A 17006-nucleotide genomic window follows, 5' to 3' on the forward strand; every position below is an offset into this window, starting at 1 on the left:
AAAGCGATAAGTAAAGCCAGAAGGATAGATACCTCATGACCAAAGCGGAGATCGCCAGCGCTGTTAATGAGTGGTTCAACATTGAAAATTACAGCGTGCTTAAGGATTTGACAGTAGAACAACTTTTTCAAGAGATAGAGAACAGGATTGTCGCTTACCGCATGGGGCAAAACAGTGGGGAGTTGCCTCCTGAAAGCCGTCGCAGGCATCAGAACTATTACGAAGAACTGATTGAAGGTAAGGTCGTGTTTGGTGATGTTTTCGGGGGGCCAGAAAAAAGACTGTCTTCCAGCTATGCCATCAAGCCTGTCACACATCAGGGGCTATGGGAGGTGGCGGGTTATGTGGCTGCTTTCGATAAATACGTTAACCCGGAAGGAAAACCCCTACCTCATATGGAAGTCTCGCATTATCTGAAGGAAGCCGGGGTAAACAACGAAGGGTTGATGCTTGTTCAAATTAATCTGGCGGAAACGTCATCCGAAGAAATCATCAATCACCTGAAAGTGATGGTGCCTGAGTGGAAAGAACAACTACAGGCTCCTGAGCCTCAAGCCAGAGATTTTCGCTTTGGGGTCAGCAACCTCAAGAGAATACTCGATTACAACATCATTCCCATCATGGATTTGCTGTTCTGGGCGCAGGATGAAGAGGTCAGGATTGGTATGCCGCAGCTTACCAGTTTTATCTACCCGGACGAGTTTAAAGACGGTATTCGTGATGTTGAGAAAATGAAGTCTACAGACCATCCGTTGGCAGTCAAGTATCTGACAAAGCTGGCTCGCTATCAGTCTTTTGTCGATTTTACATACAGATACGACGACAGAAGACACTGGAAGGTTCAGGATCTCATCACTGACGAACTCGGTGAGGACTGACATTCCCGGAGGCGGTGTGTTGCGCAATGCGGATATCGCCTACATTCACTCAACCTGAACATACCCTATTTTTATCCTCCCATAGATCTGCGTAAAAAACTTCTTCTCGAACGTCCCTCTTAAATCACAAGAAAAACCCATACAATTATCTCATCGAACAACACAGGAGATAAATATGGTTCAAATCAAAACAGATAAACATCCCAAGCTCATTCGTTTACCTGAGGTAATGAACAGAACTGGATTCGGGAAGACATGGATATATGAGCTTATTAAAGCGGGTTGCTTTCCCGCACAGATAAAAACAGGTGTAAGAGCAATCGCCTTTATTGAAAGTGAGGTGGATGCGTGGATTGAACGAGCTATTCAGACATCACGAAAACAAGCAGTTTAACAAATATTATCTATATAATGATCTAAGGAGGTTTTATGTAAACATAAGAAAATAAAACTGTTGTAAATAATATTCCTTACCAAAATCATACAGATTTCTGTAGGGGGGCGTTCACTTAAAAATAAAGAAGGAAATAAAAATGAGTAAAGCAATAACAGAAGTCCACGAAATCAAAGTTTACAATGAATCTACCAGATTATTCCTTGTAAAGTCATTTTATTGCTATGAGCTTTATATCAGTAATATGCAGGAATACATGGGCGATAGATTTGTTAAAATGGTTGAAGACAGAATATATATGGATGATGTTTTTGACAAGGTAATAGAAAACAGTAAGGAAGGATTTAATAAGTTTCTTAAGGAGTGTAAAAGCTCAGGCTCTCTCAGAGATGTTTTATTCGATGAGGTCAAAGTAAATCTGAGACATATGCACAACGTTATTTTTAACTCAAACTAATGGTCATGTGATCAGTATATGGCCCCGCAAGGGGCTAATAATCAACTCAATAAAGGAACATTTAAATGAATGATAATATTGCAATATCAGTAAGTCTGCTATGTGAGCAAACACCTGAAATACTCTGCACCATCCAAGCAAGCGTCAGTACATTCATTGCGCTATGCGGGTATTCAGCAGAGGAAGTCATGGATGATGAAAACCTGACAGATGCGTTGAACAGTTATGTTAATAACGAACTGGTCAGTGAAATGGATTTAAGATACGGATCAGTGATCATTAATCTGGTTTATAAAAAGTAGTTATCTGTTTATTCCTATTCCGGGACTAAATAAATAAGTCAAACAAACATGTAAAAATGAGGGTTGATTATGTCTAAAGAAACTATATTAATAAATAAGTCTACACAGGTATTCCTTGATCTTGCTATAAGATCGTTAGAGGCAAGCTGGAAACTTTTTCAGGAAGTGAATGGAGATGGAGACGCTAATGACTATCTTGATGATCCTGATTTCATGAGTCCATTTATTATGAACATCATTGACCATATTCAGAATAACTTTGAGAGATTTACAACCCAAGAAGGTGATAGTGGGAGTATTAATGAAGTTAACTTCGAGCAGATTGCTGTTGTGTTGGTGTGCCATTCAGAACGATTCAGGAAATGAGTTCTAAAAGTTGCCCCGCAAGGGGCTAACTAAAAAACAGTAAATAAAAACAGGAGCCAAAAATGATTGATGAATTTCATGTGTTGTATATGTATAAAAAAATCCAAGCCGAAGCTGCGGCAACAGATATGAAAACACTGGAACAGCTTTTGAGGAAGTTTCGCAAAGTTGTTGCGAAGCGTCGGGAAGAATGCTATCAGGAGATTGGTGAGAAGAAGGCACAAAAGCTAAGGGCAGAAAGATTACAACGGTTGCTTAAAAAAATGGAGCGTGATCGTGTATCACCCCATGAGTTATAAAATAAAACCACCATATTGGTAATATACTGCCAGTATGGTAGTTTTATTTTAGATAGAAAATTTTCGGCGCTTTGTTGCTGATGCATTAACATCAGAAGATATATCTGAAAGTTGCTCAAGACTTTGCTCAACAGAACGCTGGAACTCAAGAGCCGCTTCTGTGCGCTGTTTTATGAGCAGAGCGACGAGTTCATCAGGGCTTTTCTCAAGTAATGACTTTCGGTAGATAATGGACTCCTGTACTTTTTCAAGCTTTCTTGATGCAAGGGCTGATGCGTGACTGACAGGGTTAAGTTCTTCAATAAATTTTTCGAGTAGTGATTTTTTCTTCCTGTCTAATATCAGAAGTTCGGTATGCGCCGATTTAAATTTCTTGGCTTCACTCAACGGTGAACCATCGGTTCTTAGCCTGCGATATTCCTCTCTGTATTCAGACATCGTTGGATATTTTTTTAATGTATTGATGGTGTTCAGATACTGAATTAAATCGTCGTTATTTAACTTTACTTTTCTCATATATACCTCGCAAATAAAATAGTGGATATATTTATATTACGAGATATAGTATAAGTGTCAAATCTAACCGGGAAATAAGAATGATAATATTCAGATGAAAACTATATTCTTTCTTCTTGATCAACATTTTCAGGATAATCAACAAAAATGTCATCTTCTGAAACAGAGTCCCAGTCAATATCTTCGTCAGGAGTAGAAAGTAAAGGTTTATCATCTTTTTTATCGATTGTTTTTTCTGCGTTGTTTGTAAGTACCGTATCTTTATAAACGGTAACGAATACGTTTTCTATGCCTTCACTGGTCGTTCTCAGCGACTTCTTAACATATTCTTTCCTTGTGGCATTTAATGTTCTGTACTGGCCTTTCAGAAAGAGATTTGCGTTTATCATGGTATGCTTCCCTTCTTTGACCAGAATTCCTTTATTTATTAGTTTATTCCAGCATTTACATACGTTAGATTTGCTCATATTAAGCTCTTCTGCGAGTGCCGACTGAGATATACTGGCAATGAGGTTTCCATGCTGCATGAGTTTACATAAGCGGATCATTATTGTGTATTCTGCTCCGGACATATTTTTTCCGAGCTTTTCCAGATTATCAAGAAAAGCATGAACATAGGCTATTCCCGGTTGAATATCAGAACTTCTCTCTTTTTTTACATTAACGGTTATTTTATCTTTTTTGTTTCTGTTATAAAAACTGTAAATCTCCAGTTTCTGTTTGTCTGTAAAATGATTTCTGTTGATATATTCTTCCACTTCTTCACTGCTGGAGGTCATTATTGTATTGTAATCAATGCTCATCGGTTATCCTTTTATTGTTATTATGTTTATTTTATATAATGCAGCATATACTTTTGTCAAAAATAAATGTGAAAAAAGGAAAAATAATACACTTTTGCGAAATGGCGTTCACTTCTTTCTGGTAATTTTAACTATAAGAAAGTTTCCACAGAAGAAATTTTGGTTTCCGTACAGGAAACTTCGGTTTCCACAGAAGAAACTTAAGTTTCCGTACAGGAAACTTTTTCCGTGAAATATCTTTTAAATATAATAGGTTACGCCTCCTTAATACTATAATATGTTTAATAACCTTAACGGGTAGTGTGCCGGTTAAATGGCACCGTCTATTTTTCTGCTTTGTTTTTACTTGATGTTATGGACAGCAAGTGATTGTTTTATACAATCACGAAGCGCTGCTGATTTATTAGTAAATATACAATTGTTTTTCCTCTTCGTTATAGCGGCTACGCCGCAATTCTTTATGGATAAATCCATCATTAACAGGGATGAACCCTGTTTCAGCAATGTGATTGTTTTGGACAATCACGAAGTGCTGCTGCGGATATTTTTTTCTGTAAACTTAAGAATAAATGCTATATATCGAAAAAGGATCTGACCTTCGGTAAAAGGATCCTTTCCATATGCAATTAAATAATGGAAAATGTGTTAGCCATTAAATCCCATTGGATATCAGCGTCAGGGCGTAGCCGTGCGGCAGCACATGAGCGTTAGCTCATAAGATAAATATCTTTTCAAAAGAGAGTAATAAACAGGCAGTAAACCTGTTCTGAAGGGTAAGTTAAATTGGATTTTCTTCAACAGGAAATGGTATTTTTTATATAAGATAAGGAGGAGCATACAATGAAAGCTATAAAAATAATAAACATCTTTAAAGCGAAAGAAAACATTCCCTTTATGACCTGTTTGATCACCAACATGGAGGAAAATGAAAAAGGAATAAACCTCACGCTGGAAAGTGGTGAAAGCATCTGCATTAAAGATTACGGTTATTACTTCCTGCCAGAAGCTGACGGTGATTTGGACAGAGAACAAATGATAAACAGCTAAAGAAGGTTATTTTCTGAACTCTACGGGATAAGTAAAGTGATCGTAAATTCATTAATGCCCTGATCTGAATACGTCATCATTGTTGGTTTTATCGTTGGTTTTTTATAACTTCATGACAAACATCGCTTTTAAGTCAAATTGCAAATCGGTTAGTATTACATCAACTTAACCACAAATATGACAGGGAAAATGGAATGGAGAGCCAATACGACAATGAACTGACCCCGGAACTGCTGGCAAGACTGAATCAATCCTCGTTTACAGCGGAAGAGCTGGCAGAGTTGGATGATGAAGTCCGTGTGTTGGTTGCAGAGCAGGAAGCATCCCGTCGCCAGCATCCGATTATTGCCATTTACCGACCGGCTGTAGCAGGATGTCTGACCCGGAACGGTGGAACGGGTGATGAGTTTAATCCTGATTCGGGGAAAGGACGCAAAATCCGTCTGAAAAATGGAGTCTGGGCGAGTGTTCTGACTGAAGGCTGTACGGTTTCTTATCCTGACGGTAGCCACGCCCGCATTGTCAGCAGTGCGGGAAATCGTAACAGACTGAATGGGCAAGGTGTGGCTCTGGTTGGCAGCATACTGGATAATGGTGATGAAATTATCAGCACTCCACAGGGAAGTAATATAATGATCGTCCGGGAAGGTGCGATGCTGCCGGACGATTTTTTGGTTACCCCCGGAGTGTAACCAATGGGATATCGCACAGAAAATTATGGACGCGGGCAGGCTTTTGAAAATGATAAAACGACGACCGGGGCAAGATGTATTGCCTCCATAAATGACAGCGAGTTTGATCGCCGGATAGTCCGGGTGGGAGATATGACCACGCCCTGTCCGAAATGTGGAGAACCGGGACGGATTATTAATGGCGAATCGCGGGTTGAATTCTTCGGAAAAGCTGTTGCAATGGACGGCTCTGAAGTCAGTTGTGGCTGTCCTCGTGGCACAAATCGTGTAATAGCCCCGGCGGGCCAATGGATGGGGAGGGGCAGAGATCCCGTTGATATCGCAAGGGAAGAACACGCAGCCAGAGTAGTTGCAGAGAGACAAGCAGAAGAAAAGCGACTGGCTGAAGAACGTGACCGCAATCGGGTATTCGCTAAATCCTGCCTTCGGGGTGAAGGTTGTAATGATGCCGGAGTAGATCAGGAGCCTCATACCAATTTCGCTGCGATGGCATTTTATCAGGCTGTACCACCTGCCGACCCTGCATCAGATAATGATGTTGTCCAGCACGCCCAGACTGCTAAGAAGAAGAAGCCTGCTGAAGATATTCCAGAGCCAAAGAAACGAAGCGCCCTGTATAAATGGTGGTTCGGTAATCATGAGGAAGTCGAATACCAGCGGGCAACAGCCGCAGCAACAAGTGCTGCTAACGCTCAGATGGCTGTTGAAGGTGCCAGTGTTCTTACCCTGCTTGGTGGAAATGCCATTACATCAGGAACGTGGGCTGTTCGGGGGGCAACTCTTGGAGAAATAGCTGCAGCAGGACCCGGAGCATGGGTAGCAGCAATCGTAGTGGGAATGATGCCCGGCAGGCTCAATGACGGCGAACAGGACTATATTGACCGCATGAGACTGGAGCAAATGCGTGAAGCACCAAGCCGTGTGCGTTATACATGGGAACAGGATGATAAAGGTAATCCTGTTCCTCATGGCTGGCACACTCCACCCGGTAAAGATATGGTGCGTGTGCGCAGAATGGAGTGGGACAGCAGCCGAAAAGCGTATACGTTCACCACAGAGGAAGATCCGCGTATCACCATTATCTGGACGCCCGACAGTTCAGGTGTAAATGTTCCTTCAAATACAGGCAACCAGAACCCAGTAAGGATACCAAATCCGGTAGTTGTCGATCCGCTGCCAGAAAATACCAGCATTGAGGCTACAACCACTCCTGCGCCGGAAGAGAAGAATTTTGCTGATTATATTCTTGTTCTGCCAATATCGGATATTCCACCGATATATATTTATCTGAATGCTGATCATAAATATCATGTGGCTCCAAAGGGAAATCCTCCATTACCTGCCTTCCCAGATGCTAAAACGGCTAAAAAAAGGACCCCGGTTAGGGGCGGGGGATCATTGCGTTCAAGATGGAAAGATTCTAAAGGGCGTATCTATGAATGGGATTCACAACACGGTACGGTCGAAATTTATGATCGTTCAGGGCGCAATCATTTGGGTGAATTTGACCCAATAACAGGTGAGCAAACTAAACCAGCAGATCCGACAAGAAAGGTAGAAAAATGACAATTGTTTATACTATTGATGCTTTCGAACGTGTAGATGAACTACTCGTCTTCGAAATCGATATACCAAAAGAAAAACTCCCGGAAATAGCTAAAGTCATGGTTTGGACGGATGAAGACTATAGTGACTTTACTGCAGGGGTCGGTGGATGGGATCTTACCAGCCAACAGGTCAAGGCAATTGAGAAAATCTTGGATAAAAACTTTTTCCAAGAAGATTTGGATTTTCAAATATCAGGTGGGGAACTCTGAAATAGAGTTATCCTCGCTTTAAAGCGCGTTTTCAATTATCTATCCAACATAAGCAGCACAACACACCTTGTGTGCTGCTTCGTCCTTTATCCCTTAGAACATCCAGCCAAAGCCCCCAACTGTGGCGTTCCATTGCTGACCACGACCATCAATCAATTGATATAAAAGATCAATAATAAATTATTGATAGCATTTACCGATTGAAAACGGTTGATTGATCGTTGTTTTAATTGTTTATATCGATCGATATTATTTATTTGATAGGTTGTGTCTATTATTTGTTTTGTATCGATCGATTTAAACGATATGACGAACAACAAAAATAATTCAATTCTATCAATTGGTTAAACAGACTGTTTGTGGATCTGGTGAGATCCGCTTCGAAGTAGGATCTCTTTTCCTTTCAATCCAGCCACGAACAGTCAGTTCATTAACGTTGATGGAATATGAAGATGAAAAAATCTTACTTATGGCAGGCGCTGCGCTGGTTCTGGCGGGGTGTGGTGAGAAAGGCGACTTTGAGAAAGCGATTAATGCGAAGATTGGTCAATCAAAAACCTGTTTCTCACTCCGAAACAACGACGTCACATTCCCTGTCCAGCTCTCCAAACCGCGATTTGATGAAACAGGGACTGGAACAGGATCTGTAATCCTCGACGGTCTCGTAGAACAGGGCTTAATGGCCTTTGTTAAAGGCTGGGATAACAATACGCTTGGGATAACAGATGAAGGTAAACAAGCCAAAATCTGGGATGCCAAGGAAGGCGTTTGTATTGGTCGCCGGGTTGTTGATGAGGTGAAGGAATGGACCGAACCGGGCAACGGTAATCAGAAAGTTATTCGCGTCACCTATACATGGAAGTTAACTGATGTTCCATCATGGCTAGACAAAAGCGCGTTCTCTGGTGTGAAAGGGATGAACGGACCTGCTGATGGTGCCATGAATCTTTTTAAAACCAGCAACGGCTGGAAAGCCAATTAAGGAGCAAATCATGGAAAACAATACCATCAAGTGTCCATTTTGCCTAAAAGAGAGTCAACGTGGTGTTCATGTCTGTACTGGCTGCATGGCAACTGTTTTATATGGAGCCTACCCCGGCTGGTATGCTTTCGTGGTTATATTATTGACCTTCGGCCTGTCTATACTGATCGGAATGTCTGCAGGAATGGCAGGGGCTACTATCAGCCTACCAATCATTGCGGCTGTTGGGTTTGTCGCAGGTAAGGCAATTTTCTCTGATAATGTTGTGTTCAGGCGAAGGATGTAATCGATAAAACTGATAAACCACCACCAAGATATTAATTGGTAGTGGTTTATTCATTTATATAAAAATCATTTACCAATAGGTTTGTAGCGCATTAACTGGGTGTGTCCATATTCCATTTCTTCAATAAAATCATTTCCAATAGTTGGGAATCCTGAAGCCAGATATTCCTCTTCCTTTACCTTGAATATTTCAAACAGATAACTTTCTTTCTTATGCGAAACATGAATGGCTGGAAAGGGTCTGCTATTTATAATCTTTTTATTAAGTTCCTTATCAGAAATAATGTTATATTGATCTCCTGTTATATCAATCACAATATCATCAATCTCAAGCCAGTAGTGAGTTATTTGACCATTCTTACCTGTAGCAGCACTCACACCTTTTATTAAGAGATCAGGCCATAATTTCAGAAGATGATACGAAAGAAGCATCGAAGAAAGTTTACAACTCATAACAGGAAAACAGTCTATAACAAGGCTGGTGTTCTTTTTGTCACAGATCTCGATCAATTTTCGAAACTCTGTCGCTTCTTTTTGGATTTCGGCAATCGTTAACAACGCCCGTCCTTAGTTGAGTGAGATTATTTATCTTGGTAATATACATAACTGACGGAGGATTTAAAAGAGTATTTTATTATTCTCTGTAGCCGGGTGGTTTTAGCTTTAATCTATTAGATTTTCTGGATGACATGAGAACCATGCAATGAATCTTGTGTATTTTTCGTGATCTGTAATGGTAGATCCTTGAAGAAGATAGGCCTATAATCAACATGGAAATTTATGTTTTTTTATAAGGAGTTTTTATGTTTGTGTTTGGTGTTATTAATGATCCTGATTATCCAAATAAACTCACTCAAAAAAATTATGATGAGATAACTAAACGGTCATATCCATACATTCAGGTTTTTAATCGAGAAAATGCTTCATATGCAATATGCCCTGCGTGTAAAAACCCGGTACGGCTGGTGAATAAAAATAGTAGCGAGAGGATTTCTGGAACGCTGTATGCTATGCATGTTAAGTATAACGTAAAGGATCTCGCAGATTACAATCAATCTGAATATGATGACTGTTATCTCAGGAATCCAGAAAGAATGGATGCTAAGGTTAGAAGAAGTTCTTCACAAAATGGATTATCCGAGAAAATAAGAAGTAAATTACGCGAGCATTTTGATTTGGTTGTCGCAATAATGAAGACAGTCACGGGAATAAAATTCAGCGATATTGTTATTGAAGAAATGCTAAATGACTTCGTTTTGAATAAAGGACATACATATAGAGCAATGACTTTATTCAATATTCCTTATGGATTCTTATATATGACCGAGGCACAGGATCTGTATAACTGTCAAGTCAGTAGTAAAATAGTTAATGAAATAAATAAAAACTCCAATCAATTTATATGTAATGGATTTGGTTATATCGGAAGAAAAAACAATATGAAAGGAAATAAAATTATTTTGTTTTTCTCTGACCATAAAATTGATGCGGAAGACAAAAAACAAACTATCAAGCTAAATATTGCAGAGATTGGGTATAAAGAAAATCCAGAGGATGGTGTTGTTTTATATCAACAGATCATTGTGGTTGATAACAATATTTTTGATAATTACATACGAGTCCAAAAAAGAATGTTAGATCTTGCACAATCAATAATACCATGATTTATTCTATTAAATGGCGTAATGGCTGGTTCAGAGCCAGCCTGATTTCATCATAGGTTATCGGTTCATATTCCATTTCATATTCAAAAACATCCTGAGGACAGACTGTAGAATAGATTGAAGGATTGTTAATCAAAAATAATATCATATCCATAAATTTATCATCATTTATAGATATATTGCATTCCCCAACAAAATGTAGAGTACAGGCATGTTTGCATTGAATAACGGCGAGAAATATTATCTCTTGCCTCTGTTTTTCTGTAAGCATAAAATTTCCTTTGTAAGTGGAATTGAAAAACAAATACTTGCATCCATTTGATTTGTCAAATTCATTAAGGAATGAAATTCGAAATATTTATTTGGAGGGGCAATGATTCAATATGAACTTAATGCTCTTTCATCGCTTTGTATTTTTAGGCGTGAATTTAGGATGCGGTGATTTATCAGCAATAGAGTGGAATGGCATAGGCTGCGTGAGATCCATACCATGATCGCGTTCAGGTAGTCCATTTTTAGGGCGACTTGGGAAACGGTTGATCTCATCCGGTGTTGGTTTGTAGTCATCTTGGTTAAACTTAGATCGTTTCTCATATTCAGCACGTGGAACAGGATGACCTAATACTTCGTCAAATGCATAATTTTCAGCAATGCGTTTATCATGTTCCTTACTGATAATATCAACTTTAGTTTTGCCTGTTTTAGCCCATAAAAATTTACCCCTGATAAAATCAACCAAAAGGGCTGTAAAGCGTTTAAAGATATTATCCTTACGCGGAATAGCTTGTTTCCTCTTAACACGTTCAGGGGCGCTTCTGGATGCCCTGTTTTGGTTTTGAGAGGGGGATGTTTTCAGGATTGTATTTGTTCCAGAATCAGAAATACTGACAGATGGTTTCTTACCAGCAACAACCTTACTTACTTTGGATTTATCACGATAGGATTTAACGCCACGCATACGAGTATGAGGTGCCGGGGCTACCAGCACAGGTCTTTGCGGTTCACTGGCAGAAGAACCGGAGCGTGTTTTAGGTAATACAATTTGTTCTGGTTCGGCAAGAACAGCTACAGTGAAGCTTCTGACATCAACGACGATTTCAAGGTCAAGTTCGCTGAAGGTCTTATAGACTTCAACCGCTTCTTGTTTAGCAGCATCACGAACAGCCTGTTCTGCGGCTCTTTGCTCCTGAGCAGCTTTACTACGCCATTTGGCACTGTGGATACGTTTCATTGCAGGGCGGTTTGTTTCAGCGGCCTTGGCAAGCCATAGCGCTTTTTCTTCATTATCCAGAGCAACCGCCGCTTTCTCTAATGCTTCATCATGCTGGGCTTGGAGAGAACGATGGTCAATACGTTCCGAAGAACCAGCGGCAGCAAGGTAGCTGTTAGCCATAGATGCCCATGATTCACGCCAATAAATAGACATTTTTCTGTCGTTCCAGCTTCTTTCCTTTTTACCAAAACCTTCCGGGCCTATGGTTTTTAAGGTCAACATAACGTGAGCATGAGGATTATCACTATCAAGATCATGGAAAGCGATATCGGCAATCATGCCTTTATCAACGAAATTTTTCTGGCAGTATTCAAGGACAAGTTTTTTCTTGTCATCATTGTTTAACGCGGCAGGAATGGCGACATCAAAATAACGGGATGTTTGACCATTACTTTGACGCTCAACTCGTTCTACTTCATTCCACAATGCTGTGGAGTCTTTTACAATATATTGAGGCGCATTAACGGGTGCTAATATGAAATGCCCGTATAAATCATTACGGTGGCTATAATCATACGTATCACCTGTTCTTTCATCTGTGATTCTGCAACGAGCGTGATAGGCAGCTTTCGCAACGGAAGACCTACCTTCAGAACGTTTCACAATTTTAAAATCCAGATGAAAAATAGCCATATAATAAAAACAACCTCAATATAAATTTAAATAACAAACCAAGATATAAATCTCCAATGCGACCCAGATGGTTTTAGTTTTTCGCAAGAAAAACTCTGGTGTTGACGTTGACCTTGTTTCCGAAGGAAACGGTGTTAGCCTGCGGCAGGCAACCGTCGGTAGACCCCACACGCTCACGAAGTGAGTGTATAGGTGGGCATTGCTTTATTTTTATATCTCCTAAAGGAGCTAAAAATAACGACAATGTAAAAAGTTTTTCTATACTTAAATAATAACGCTAGTTTTAATATCTGTGAAATTAACAGGGCAGGAATCGGATGAACGGTTGAGGTAGGATAATAATATTGAATATTTGTGTTTTAGATAGCGCCCGTAAGGGCAAAAGGAGTTTTTTCCCTCCCGCCGTAAGGCGGGGAAACGAGGTTTATGTGTTGCACAATTCATAAATTAAGGTCATAAAACAGAATATAAAAACGATAGGTGAAATTATTTTCATTGGTTTTGTAAAATAAGTAACGTGGAGAGTGTCAGATACTTAATGTTAGTAATCGCGAGTATATATGTTGCACAATTTTAATTTATTCAAAAAAATAAGAGGCTTAAATTGATGTAAATCAATCATTTTTAGTATCCGTAACCTATGCTTTACTTTTGCGCATCATTTACTTTCCAAAGTTGCAGGTGAGCGGAGCATAACAAAAACTGTTTGTCATGAAAGAGTGAAGAACTCATCATTGGGGCAATAGTCAATCGATGATTAGTGATGTAAAATGGGTAAACAGTATACATAACTAACTTTTACTTAAGTAAGGAAATTTAAATGAATAATGATGATGATTTGGCTTATAGGATAAAAATGAAGTTTGGTACCTCGCCCATGGAACCAACTTCTTACCAGTTAGCTAAAATAAAACAAGACATACAGGCTCTAGTGGCAATTGGTATTACTCCTTCGCAGAACGATTGGCGCACTATTATCAGAAGATATTGCCCTAGCACTGGAACTCATTGCTATGCTGGTGCTGATACCACAGATCTTATTACTTTGATGCAACTGGCTACAAAAAAATAGGCATATATGAATATTATTGCGTTTAAACAAGAAATAGAAAAGACTCTTTTGATTACTGATTGGTCTCCTTCCAATAGAGATTTGGTAAACATCGCTATTACGATTCAACAGACCAAAGGCTTTATATCAAAAACTGGTCTTGAGAAAATAGTGCTTGATGTTGTCGGTTCATATGATGCATCAATTATGGAGGGTGCTGATAATACAGATCTGACAACATTACTACAGATGGCCATGAGAATTGACAAAAATGATGACTAATGAACAGGCTGTTGTTCAGGCAGAGAGTGAAATCGCTCTATTAAAAAAAAATTATATGGAGCATCTAACACCTATTGTTATGAGAATTCATGACAAGAGTGAAGAGCCGACGCTTCAAGAGTTACTAACTTGTCAGAATCTGGGAGCGTCATATTTTAATTATGTTGAGAATTTTGTTGGAAATAGTGGCTTGTTAGGTGCTCATGCAAATGGAAAATGGGTTACAGGTTTTGCCGAGACGTGCCACAACATTTTAAAGGCTGTTATAGTCCATACTAATTTCCTGCGTAGTTATTCGACTACTTTTAAAGGAACGTTATCTCCTTTGGAAGATGGGACCTATGCTAATATGCAGAGAATGACAAAAGAGTATCTTCCTAAAGAAATATGGGAGGGTTTAAAAAAATCATTTCAAGAAGATAATCTTCCTACTACTGGGTTCGATTATTCAGGAGTTGGTGATATGAGAGCTACTCCAAAGTGGCAACTTATACTTGGATTAGGTGTCGGTATTTTCTTTTCTTTGGTTGTGCTGATTTTAGCTATGGTCATTCCAAACCCAACATCTACACAGTTTTTTATTTTTAGAGGTGTTTTTTCTGTTTCGCTCTCTGCCATTTCAGCAATTATTCCGGGTTTTTTGAACGTTGAATCTAGGTTTCAAAAGTTTTCGATAAGGGCAACAGGGGCAATAGCTATTTTTGTTATTGTATGGCTGTTAAATCCACCAGAGTTGGTAAGTTAGGCAATAGCTCTAATAATGAAATATAAATGTGGTCTTTATTTAAATGGCCACGTTTATATTTCTTGGCTATTACTTGACTTTATTATGTTAATGTTTATATTTTTTATTTGTACTAGTTATTAGCATGGGTAAATGTAGGATAACTGGCACTGTGATTTAATTTCTATGGAAATATCTGAATCTTGGTAAAATTAATCTATAATTTGGAATAATCTCGATGATTAGGGATGTTATCATGTGAGAATTGTTATTTATATGAAAATTACGTGGAGTTAGCAGATGATACAATAAGGGGATCAAAGATGAGTGAAAGTAATAAAAATAGAAAACCAAGGGAAGAAAAAACAATTAGCCAAAAAATAGCTTCAGCTCAGATGCGTTTGAATCGACTAAAAAATAAAGAAAAATCACTATCTAAGCAAGCGGAGACACGCCTGAAAATAATTTTAGGTGCAGAAGTAGCTAAAGCAGTGGGCTGTAAAGTAGAAGAAGTCGATAAAGAATTCATATTAGGGATGATATTACAGTCTTCGAATCTTAGTGCTGAAGATAAAGCAAGATTCAGGCTAAAAGGTAAAAGATTTCTTGAGGATATGGTGGGGAGGCAGGAATGATTTTCTAAAAAAGGAAAGGAAGCAACTTGACTCTTTATGCTGATATTAAAACTAATAATACAATGCGTTAATATTTAGTTCTTTTCCATTCAATGTATTTAATACCCCGTAATAAAACCTCTTTAAGATATCTTGATTATTTCTGTGTTTTTGTTAATTGATAGTGATGTGTAATACAAAAGGAAATGAAAATGGGTAAATCAAATAAAAAGGGGTTTTCTCTATTAGAACTTATTTTGGTTCTTGGTGTAGGCTCAATGATCACATTTGTAAAATTTCAGGATATGAAAAATGAGCAAGATGATTTTACTGCTAAAACAGCCGGGCAACAGATAAATCAGATAGGGCAGGCTGTTAATGGATATATCAGTTTGCGCTACGATAAGATATCAACACTGACCGCCAGTTCAAATCAGTCCAGCGATCCGGGACCAAGAACATGTAATGCGACAGGCTGTGAAATTACGTATGCTACCTTGGTAAATGAAAGTCTTTTGCCTGATACATTCAATGGGATGAATATCTATAAATCACCTTATAAGATATTATTAAAACGAAACGGGACTGCGCCTAACTATGTTATCAATGGACTTATTACAACGTCTTCTGCGTGGAGTGAAGGTGGAAAAATCCGTTATGACCTGTTAGGGAAAGCCATGCAAACAGCAGGTATCGACAGTGGTATGACGCGAACAGCAAGTTCTGTTGCGGGTTTTCAGGGGCAATGGAGTGAACCATCAACTGCATATAATAATATAACCAGTGAAGGGCTGCTGGCATTCAGGGTTGGATTTAACAGCTCACTTTATTCGGTTTATCTTCGCAGAGACGGAACACTCCCTATGACAGGTGATTTAAATATGGGCGGTCAGAGTGTTTATAATGCACAGAATATAACGGCGGCAGGCACCACAACGACAGGTGTATTAAAAACTAACGGGGCAGCCACAGTTGGCACTACCCTGAATGTCGGAGGGGCCACCACTCTCACTGGTCCGCTGGCAGCCAGCAATACTCTGGCAGTTGCAGGGACAAGTAATCTGAAGGGGGCGGCAACGTTAGGTTCTGCATTAAATGTCGCTGGTGCGACAACATTAACAGGGGCAGTAAACGCCAGTAATACATTAACAGTCGCTGGTATAAGTAGCCTCAAAGGTGCTGCTGCTTTGGGATCAACGTTGAACGTCGCCGGAGTGACAACGTTAACAGGTGCTGTCAATGCAAATAACGCTTTAACAGTAGCCGGAACCAGTACGCTTAAAGGTGCGGCCAGTTTTGCGTCTACATTATCTGTTGCCGGAGCCAGCACCTTAACTGGAGCCGTAACCGCCAAGAGCACTATTACCGCTTCTGGCAACATTATATCTTCTGGTCAGGTAAAGGGGGTGACTGTTGCCTCGACTGGAAGAATGACAGCCGGGGAGTTCTTACAAATAAGTGGAACCGCAACTGCCGGGGCTTCCTGTTCTCCTGCTGGCCTGCAGGGTAAAAATAGTGCTGGTGCTTTGCTTTCCTGTGTTAATGGAAAATGGACAGCGGCTAGTGGTGCATCTGTTGCAATGTGTTATGAGGCTTGCGGCGGAAGCTATCCAAAAGATCTTGGAAGTATCAGGCCCGGTGGAGGAACGGGAACCTCATCGGGTAATTTTACTGCACTGGGGTATCAGTGCAGCGGTGGCTTTACAAACTATGGTTCAAATAGCTCTCCTGTCCATTTTTGCTCTGCCAACTAAATAGTGGAATGGGTAGTTTCCTATAAAGGAAAGAATGAAGGGCCGAAAGCCCTTTTTCATATGCAATGTCATTTCAGCGAAGTTATTTAATAACTCTCTAAAAAATATAATGAATTTCAGAGATCGGTAAATATTTTCGTGCATTATGTTTTATTGAACCATGATCGTATTTT

Annotated in this window: 23 protein-coding genes; 18 read left to right on the forward strand and 5 right to left on the reverse strand. The window is 39.5% G+C overall.

The genetic code is table 11. The features are described 5' to 3' along the window. The first annotated feature begins 35 nt into the window (after positions 1-35). The 6 genes from RTU33_RS10480 (at position 36) to RTU33_RS10505 (ending at position 2696) form a co-directional block, all read left to right on the forward strand. Positions 36-878 (forward strand): DUF6387 family protein, encoded by an 843-nt coding sequence (locus RTU33_RS10480; RefSeq protein ID WP_312627175.1) that lies wholly within the window; start codon positions 36-38, stop codon positions 876-878. A 175-nt stretch (positions 879-1053) separates the two neighbouring features. Beyond that, complete coding sequence (locus RTU33_RS10485; RefSeq protein WP_112548291.1) at positions 1054-1272, forward strand: helix-turn-helix transcriptional regulator; 219 nt, start codon at positions 1054-1056, stop codon at positions 1270-1272. A 139-nt stretch (positions 1273-1411) separates the two neighbouring features. Then, positions 1412-1729, forward strand: a complete 318-nt coding sequence (locus tag RTU33_RS10490) for a hypothetical protein (RefSeq protein ID WP_000030115.1) — start codon at positions 1412-1414, stop codon at positions 1727-1729. A gap of 65 nt (positions 1730-1794) precedes the next feature. Beyond that, positions 1795-2031, forward strand: coding sequence for a hypothetical protein (locus RTU33_RS10495; RefSeq protein WP_000999357.1), 237 nt, complete (start codon positions 1795-1797; stop codon positions 2029-2031). Between the two features lie 69 nt (positions 2032-2100). After that, entirely contained in the window at positions 2101-2397 is a 297-nt protein-coding gene (locus RTU33_RS10500; RefSeq protein ID WP_312627182.1) for a hypothetical protein, read from the forward strand. A gap of 62 nt (positions 2398-2459) precedes the next feature. Beyond that, entirely contained in the window at positions 2460-2696 is a 237-nt protein-coding gene (locus RTU33_RS10505) for a DNA-binding protein (RefSeq protein ID WP_312627184.1), read from the forward strand. Positions 2697-2744: 48 nt separating this feature from the next. Here the strand turns inward: RTU33_RS10505 and RTU33_RS10510 are convergent, their stop codons facing one another. Both RTU33_RS10510 and RTU33_RS10515 read right to left on the reverse strand, forming a co-directional pair. Beyond that, positions 2745-3212: a DUF4756 family protein gene (locus tag RTU33_RS10510; protein ID WP_312627186.1), complete on the reverse strand. Its 468-nt coding sequence runs from the start codon at positions 3210-3212 to the stop codon at positions 2745-2747. Between the two features lie 101 nt (positions 3213-3313). Beyond that, the gene (locus RTU33_RS10515; RefSeq protein WP_312627187.1) at positions 3314-4015 is read right to left on the reverse strand and encodes a hypothetical protein; all 702 of its coding nucleotides are present in this window, start codon (positions 4013-4015) and stop codon (positions 3314-3316) included. An 840-nt stretch (positions 4016-4855) separates the two neighbouring features. On the opposite strand from RTU33_RS10515, the gene RTU33_RS10520 reads away from it, so the two are divergent. The 6 genes from RTU33_RS10520 to RTU33_RS10545 all read left to right on the forward strand — a co-directional run bounded on the left by RTU33_RS10520 (position 4856) and on the right by RTU33_RS10545 (position 8839). Beyond that, positions 4856-5062, forward strand: a complete 207-nt coding sequence (locus tag RTU33_RS10520; protein ID WP_312627188.1) for a hypothetical protein — start codon at positions 4856-4858, stop codon at positions 5060-5062. Between the two features lie 194 nt (positions 5063-5256). Next, positions 5257-5754 carry a hypothetical protein gene (locus RTU33_RS10525; protein WP_312627189.1) on the forward strand — a complete coding sequence of 166 codons (498 nt, stop codon included), beginning with the start codon at positions 5257-5259 and terminating at the stop codon, positions 5752-5754. Between the two features lie 3 nt (positions 5755-5757). Beyond that, on the forward strand, positions 5758-7320 hold the full coding sequence (locus tag RTU33_RS10530; protein ID WP_312627191.1) for a colicin E3/pyocin S6 family cytotoxin: 1563 nt from the start codon (positions 5758-5760) through the stop codon (positions 7318-7320). Further along, complete coding sequence (locus tag RTU33_RS10535; protein WP_194515116.1) at positions 7317-7571, forward strand: pyocin S6 family toxin immunity protein; 255 nt, start codon at positions 7317-7319, stop codon at positions 7569-7571. The genes RTU33_RS10530 and RTU33_RS10535 overlap by 4 nt, the downstream gene beginning before the upstream one ends. 469 nt (positions 7572-8040) lie before the next feature. Further along, positions 8041-8553: a hypothetical protein gene (locus tag RTU33_RS10540; protein ID WP_312627308.1), complete on the forward strand. Its 513-nt coding sequence runs from the start codon at positions 8041-8043 to the stop codon at positions 8551-8553. A gap of 10 nt (positions 8554-8563) precedes the next feature. Beyond that, a complete protein-coding gene (locus RTU33_RS10545; protein WP_312627196.1) occupies positions 8564-8839 on the forward strand; it encodes a hypothetical protein in 276 nt (91 codons plus the stop codon). Between the two features lie 65 nt (positions 8840-8904). On the opposite strand, the gene RTU33_RS10550 is transcribed toward RTU33_RS10545, so the two are convergent. After that, entirely contained in the window at positions 8905-9396 is a 492-nt protein-coding gene (locus RTU33_RS10550; RefSeq protein ID WP_312627198.1) for a hypothetical protein, read from the reverse strand. 245 nt (positions 9397-9641) lie between these two features. Here RTU33_RS10550 and RTU33_RS10555 point away from each other — a divergent pair, with 245 nt between their 5' ends. Beyond that, entirely contained in the window at positions 9642-10502 is an 861-nt protein-coding gene (locus tag RTU33_RS10555; RefSeq protein WP_312627200.1) for a hypothetical protein, read from the forward strand. Position 10503: 1 nt separating this feature from the next. On the opposite strand, the gene RTU33_RS10560 is transcribed toward RTU33_RS10555, so the two are convergent. Next, complete coding sequence (locus RTU33_RS10560) at positions 10504-10773, reverse strand: hypothetical protein (RefSeq protein ID WP_312627202.1); 270 nt, start codon at positions 10771-10773, stop codon at positions 10504-10506. A gap of 129 nt (positions 10774-10902) precedes the next feature. Further along, positions 10903-12408, reverse strand: coding sequence for a MobQ family relaxase (gene mobQ, locus RTU33_RS10565; RefSeq protein ID WP_312627203.1), 1506 nt, complete (start codon positions 12406-12408; stop codon positions 10903-10905). Positions 12409-13228: 820 nt separating this feature from the next. On the opposite strand from mobQ, the gene RTU33_RS10570 reads away from it, so the two are divergent. From RTU33_RS10570 to pilV, 5 genes are all read left to right on the forward strand, one after another. Next, positions 13229-13480 carry a hypothetical protein gene (locus tag RTU33_RS10570; RefSeq protein ID WP_312627205.1) on the forward strand — a complete coding sequence of 84 codons (252 nt, stop codon included), beginning with the start codon at positions 13229-13231 and terminating at the stop codon, positions 13478-13480. 6 nt (positions 13481-13486) lie between these two features. Continuing rightward, positions 13487-13741 (forward strand): hypothetical protein, encoded by a 255-nt coding sequence (locus tag RTU33_RS10575; protein ID WP_312627207.1) that lies wholly within the window; start codon positions 13487-13489, stop codon positions 13739-13741. Further along, positions 13731-14486 (forward strand): hypothetical protein, encoded by a 756-nt coding sequence (locus RTU33_RS10580; protein ID WP_312627208.1) that lies wholly within the window; start codon positions 13731-13733, stop codon positions 14484-14486. The genes RTU33_RS10575 and RTU33_RS10580 overlap by 11 nt, the downstream gene beginning before the upstream one ends. 302 nt (positions 14487-14788) lie before the next feature. Then, positions 14789-15100, forward strand: coding sequence for a conjugal transfer protein TraD (locus tag RTU33_RS10585; RefSeq protein ID WP_312627209.1), 312 nt, complete (start codon positions 14789-14791; stop codon positions 15098-15100). Positions 15101-15291: 191 nt separating this feature from the next. Beyond that, positions 15292-16833 (forward strand): shufflon system plasmid conjugative transfer pilus tip adhesin PilV, encoded by a 1542-nt coding sequence (gene pilV, locus RTU33_RS10590; RefSeq protein ID WP_312627210.1) that lies wholly within the window; start codon positions 15292-15294, stop codon positions 16831-16833. Positions 16834-17006 lie beyond the last annotated feature (173 nt).

This window comes from Scandinavium sp. (assembly GCF_032012665.1).
In the GTDB taxonomy this organism is placed as follows: Bacteria; Pseudomonadota; Gammaproteobacteria; order Enterobacterales; family Enterobacteriaceae; genus Scandinavium.

Excerpts from the sequence above, each read along its gene's own strand:
- RTU33_RS10570 (WP_312627205.1), top strand. The coding sequence starts at position 13,229 with ATGAATAATGATGATGATTTGGCTTATAGGATAAAAATGAAGTTTGGT.
- pilV (WP_312627210.1), top strand. The coding sequence starts at position 15,292 with ATGGGTAAATCAAATAAAAAGGGGTTTTCTCTATTAGAACTTATTTTG.
- RTU33_RS10560 (WP_312627202.1), bottom strand. The coding sequence starts at position 10,773 with ATGCTTACAGAAAAACAGAGGCAAGAGATAATATTTCTCGCCGTTATT.
- RTU33_RS10540 (WP_312627308.1), top strand. The coding sequence starts at position 8,041 with ATGGCAGGCGCTGCGCTGGTTCTGGCGGGGTGTGGTGAGAAAGGCGAC.
- RTU33_RS10580 (WP_312627208.1), top strand. The coding sequence starts at position 13,731 with ATGATGACTAATGAACAGGCTGTTGTTCAGGCAGAGAGTGAAATCGCT.
- RTU33_RS10520 (WP_312627188.1), top strand. The coding sequence starts at position 4,856 with ATGAAAGCTATAAAAATAATAAACATCTTTAAAGCGAAAGAAAACATT.
- RTU33_RS10510 (WP_312627186.1), bottom strand. The coding sequence starts at position 3,212 with ATGAGAAAAGTAAAGTTAAATAACGACGATTTAATTCAGTATCTGAAC.
- RTU33_RS10530 (WP_312627191.1), top strand. The coding sequence starts at position 5,758 with ATGGGATATCGCACAGAAAATTATGGACGCGGGCAGGCTTTTGAAAAT.
- RTU33_RS10555 (WP_312627200.1), top strand. The coding sequence starts at position 9,642 with ATGTTTGTGTTTGGTGTTATTAATGATCCTGATTATCCAAATAAACTC.
- RTU33_RS10490 (WP_000030115.1), top strand. The coding sequence starts at position 1,412 with ATGAGTAAAGCAATAACAGAAGTCCACGAAATCAAAGTTTACAATGAA.
- RTU33_RS10505 (WP_312627184.1), top strand. The coding sequence starts at position 2,460 with ATGATTGATGAATTTCATGTGTTGTATATGTATAAAAAAATCCAAGCC.
- RTU33_RS10535 (WP_194515116.1), top strand. The coding sequence starts at position 7,317 with ATGACAATTGTTTATACTATTGATGCTTTCGAACGTGTAGATGAACTA.
- RTU33_RS10545 (WP_312627196.1), top strand. The coding sequence starts at position 8,564 with ATGGAAAACAATACCATCAAGTGTCCATTTTGCCTAAAAGAGAGTCAA.
- RTU33_RS10585 (WP_312627209.1), top strand. The coding sequence starts at position 14,789 with ATGAGTGAAAGTAATAAAAATAGAAAACCAAGGGAAGAAAAAACAATT.
- RTU33_RS10480 (WP_312627175.1), top strand. The coding sequence starts at position 36 with ATGACCAAAGCGGAGATCGCCAGCGCTGTTAATGAGTGGTTCAACATT.
- RTU33_RS10515 (WP_312627187.1), bottom strand. The coding sequence starts at position 4,015 with ATGAGCATTGATTACAATACAATAATGACCTCCAGCAGTGAAGAAGTG.
- RTU33_RS10485 (WP_112548291.1), top strand. The coding sequence starts at position 1,054 with ATGGTTCAAATCAAAACAGATAAACATCCCAAGCTCATTCGTTTACCT.
- RTU33_RS10525 (WP_312627189.1), top strand. The coding sequence starts at position 5,257 with ATGGAGAGCCAATACGACAATGAACTGACCCCGGAACTGCTGGCAAGA.
- RTU33_RS10500 (WP_312627182.1), top strand. The coding sequence starts at position 2,101 with ATGTCTAAAGAAACTATATTAATAAATAAGTCTACACAGGTATTCCTT.
- RTU33_RS10495 (WP_000999357.1), top strand. The coding sequence starts at position 1,795 with ATGAATGATAATATTGCAATATCAGTAAGTCTGCTATGTGAGCAAACA.
- RTU33_RS10575 (WP_312627207.1), top strand. The coding sequence starts at position 13,487 with ATGAATATTATTGCGTTTAAACAAGAAATAGAAAAGACTCTTTTGATT.
- mobQ (WP_312627203.1), bottom strand. The coding sequence starts at position 12,408 with ATGGCTATTTTTCATCTGGATTTTAAAATTGTGAAACGTTCTGAAGGT.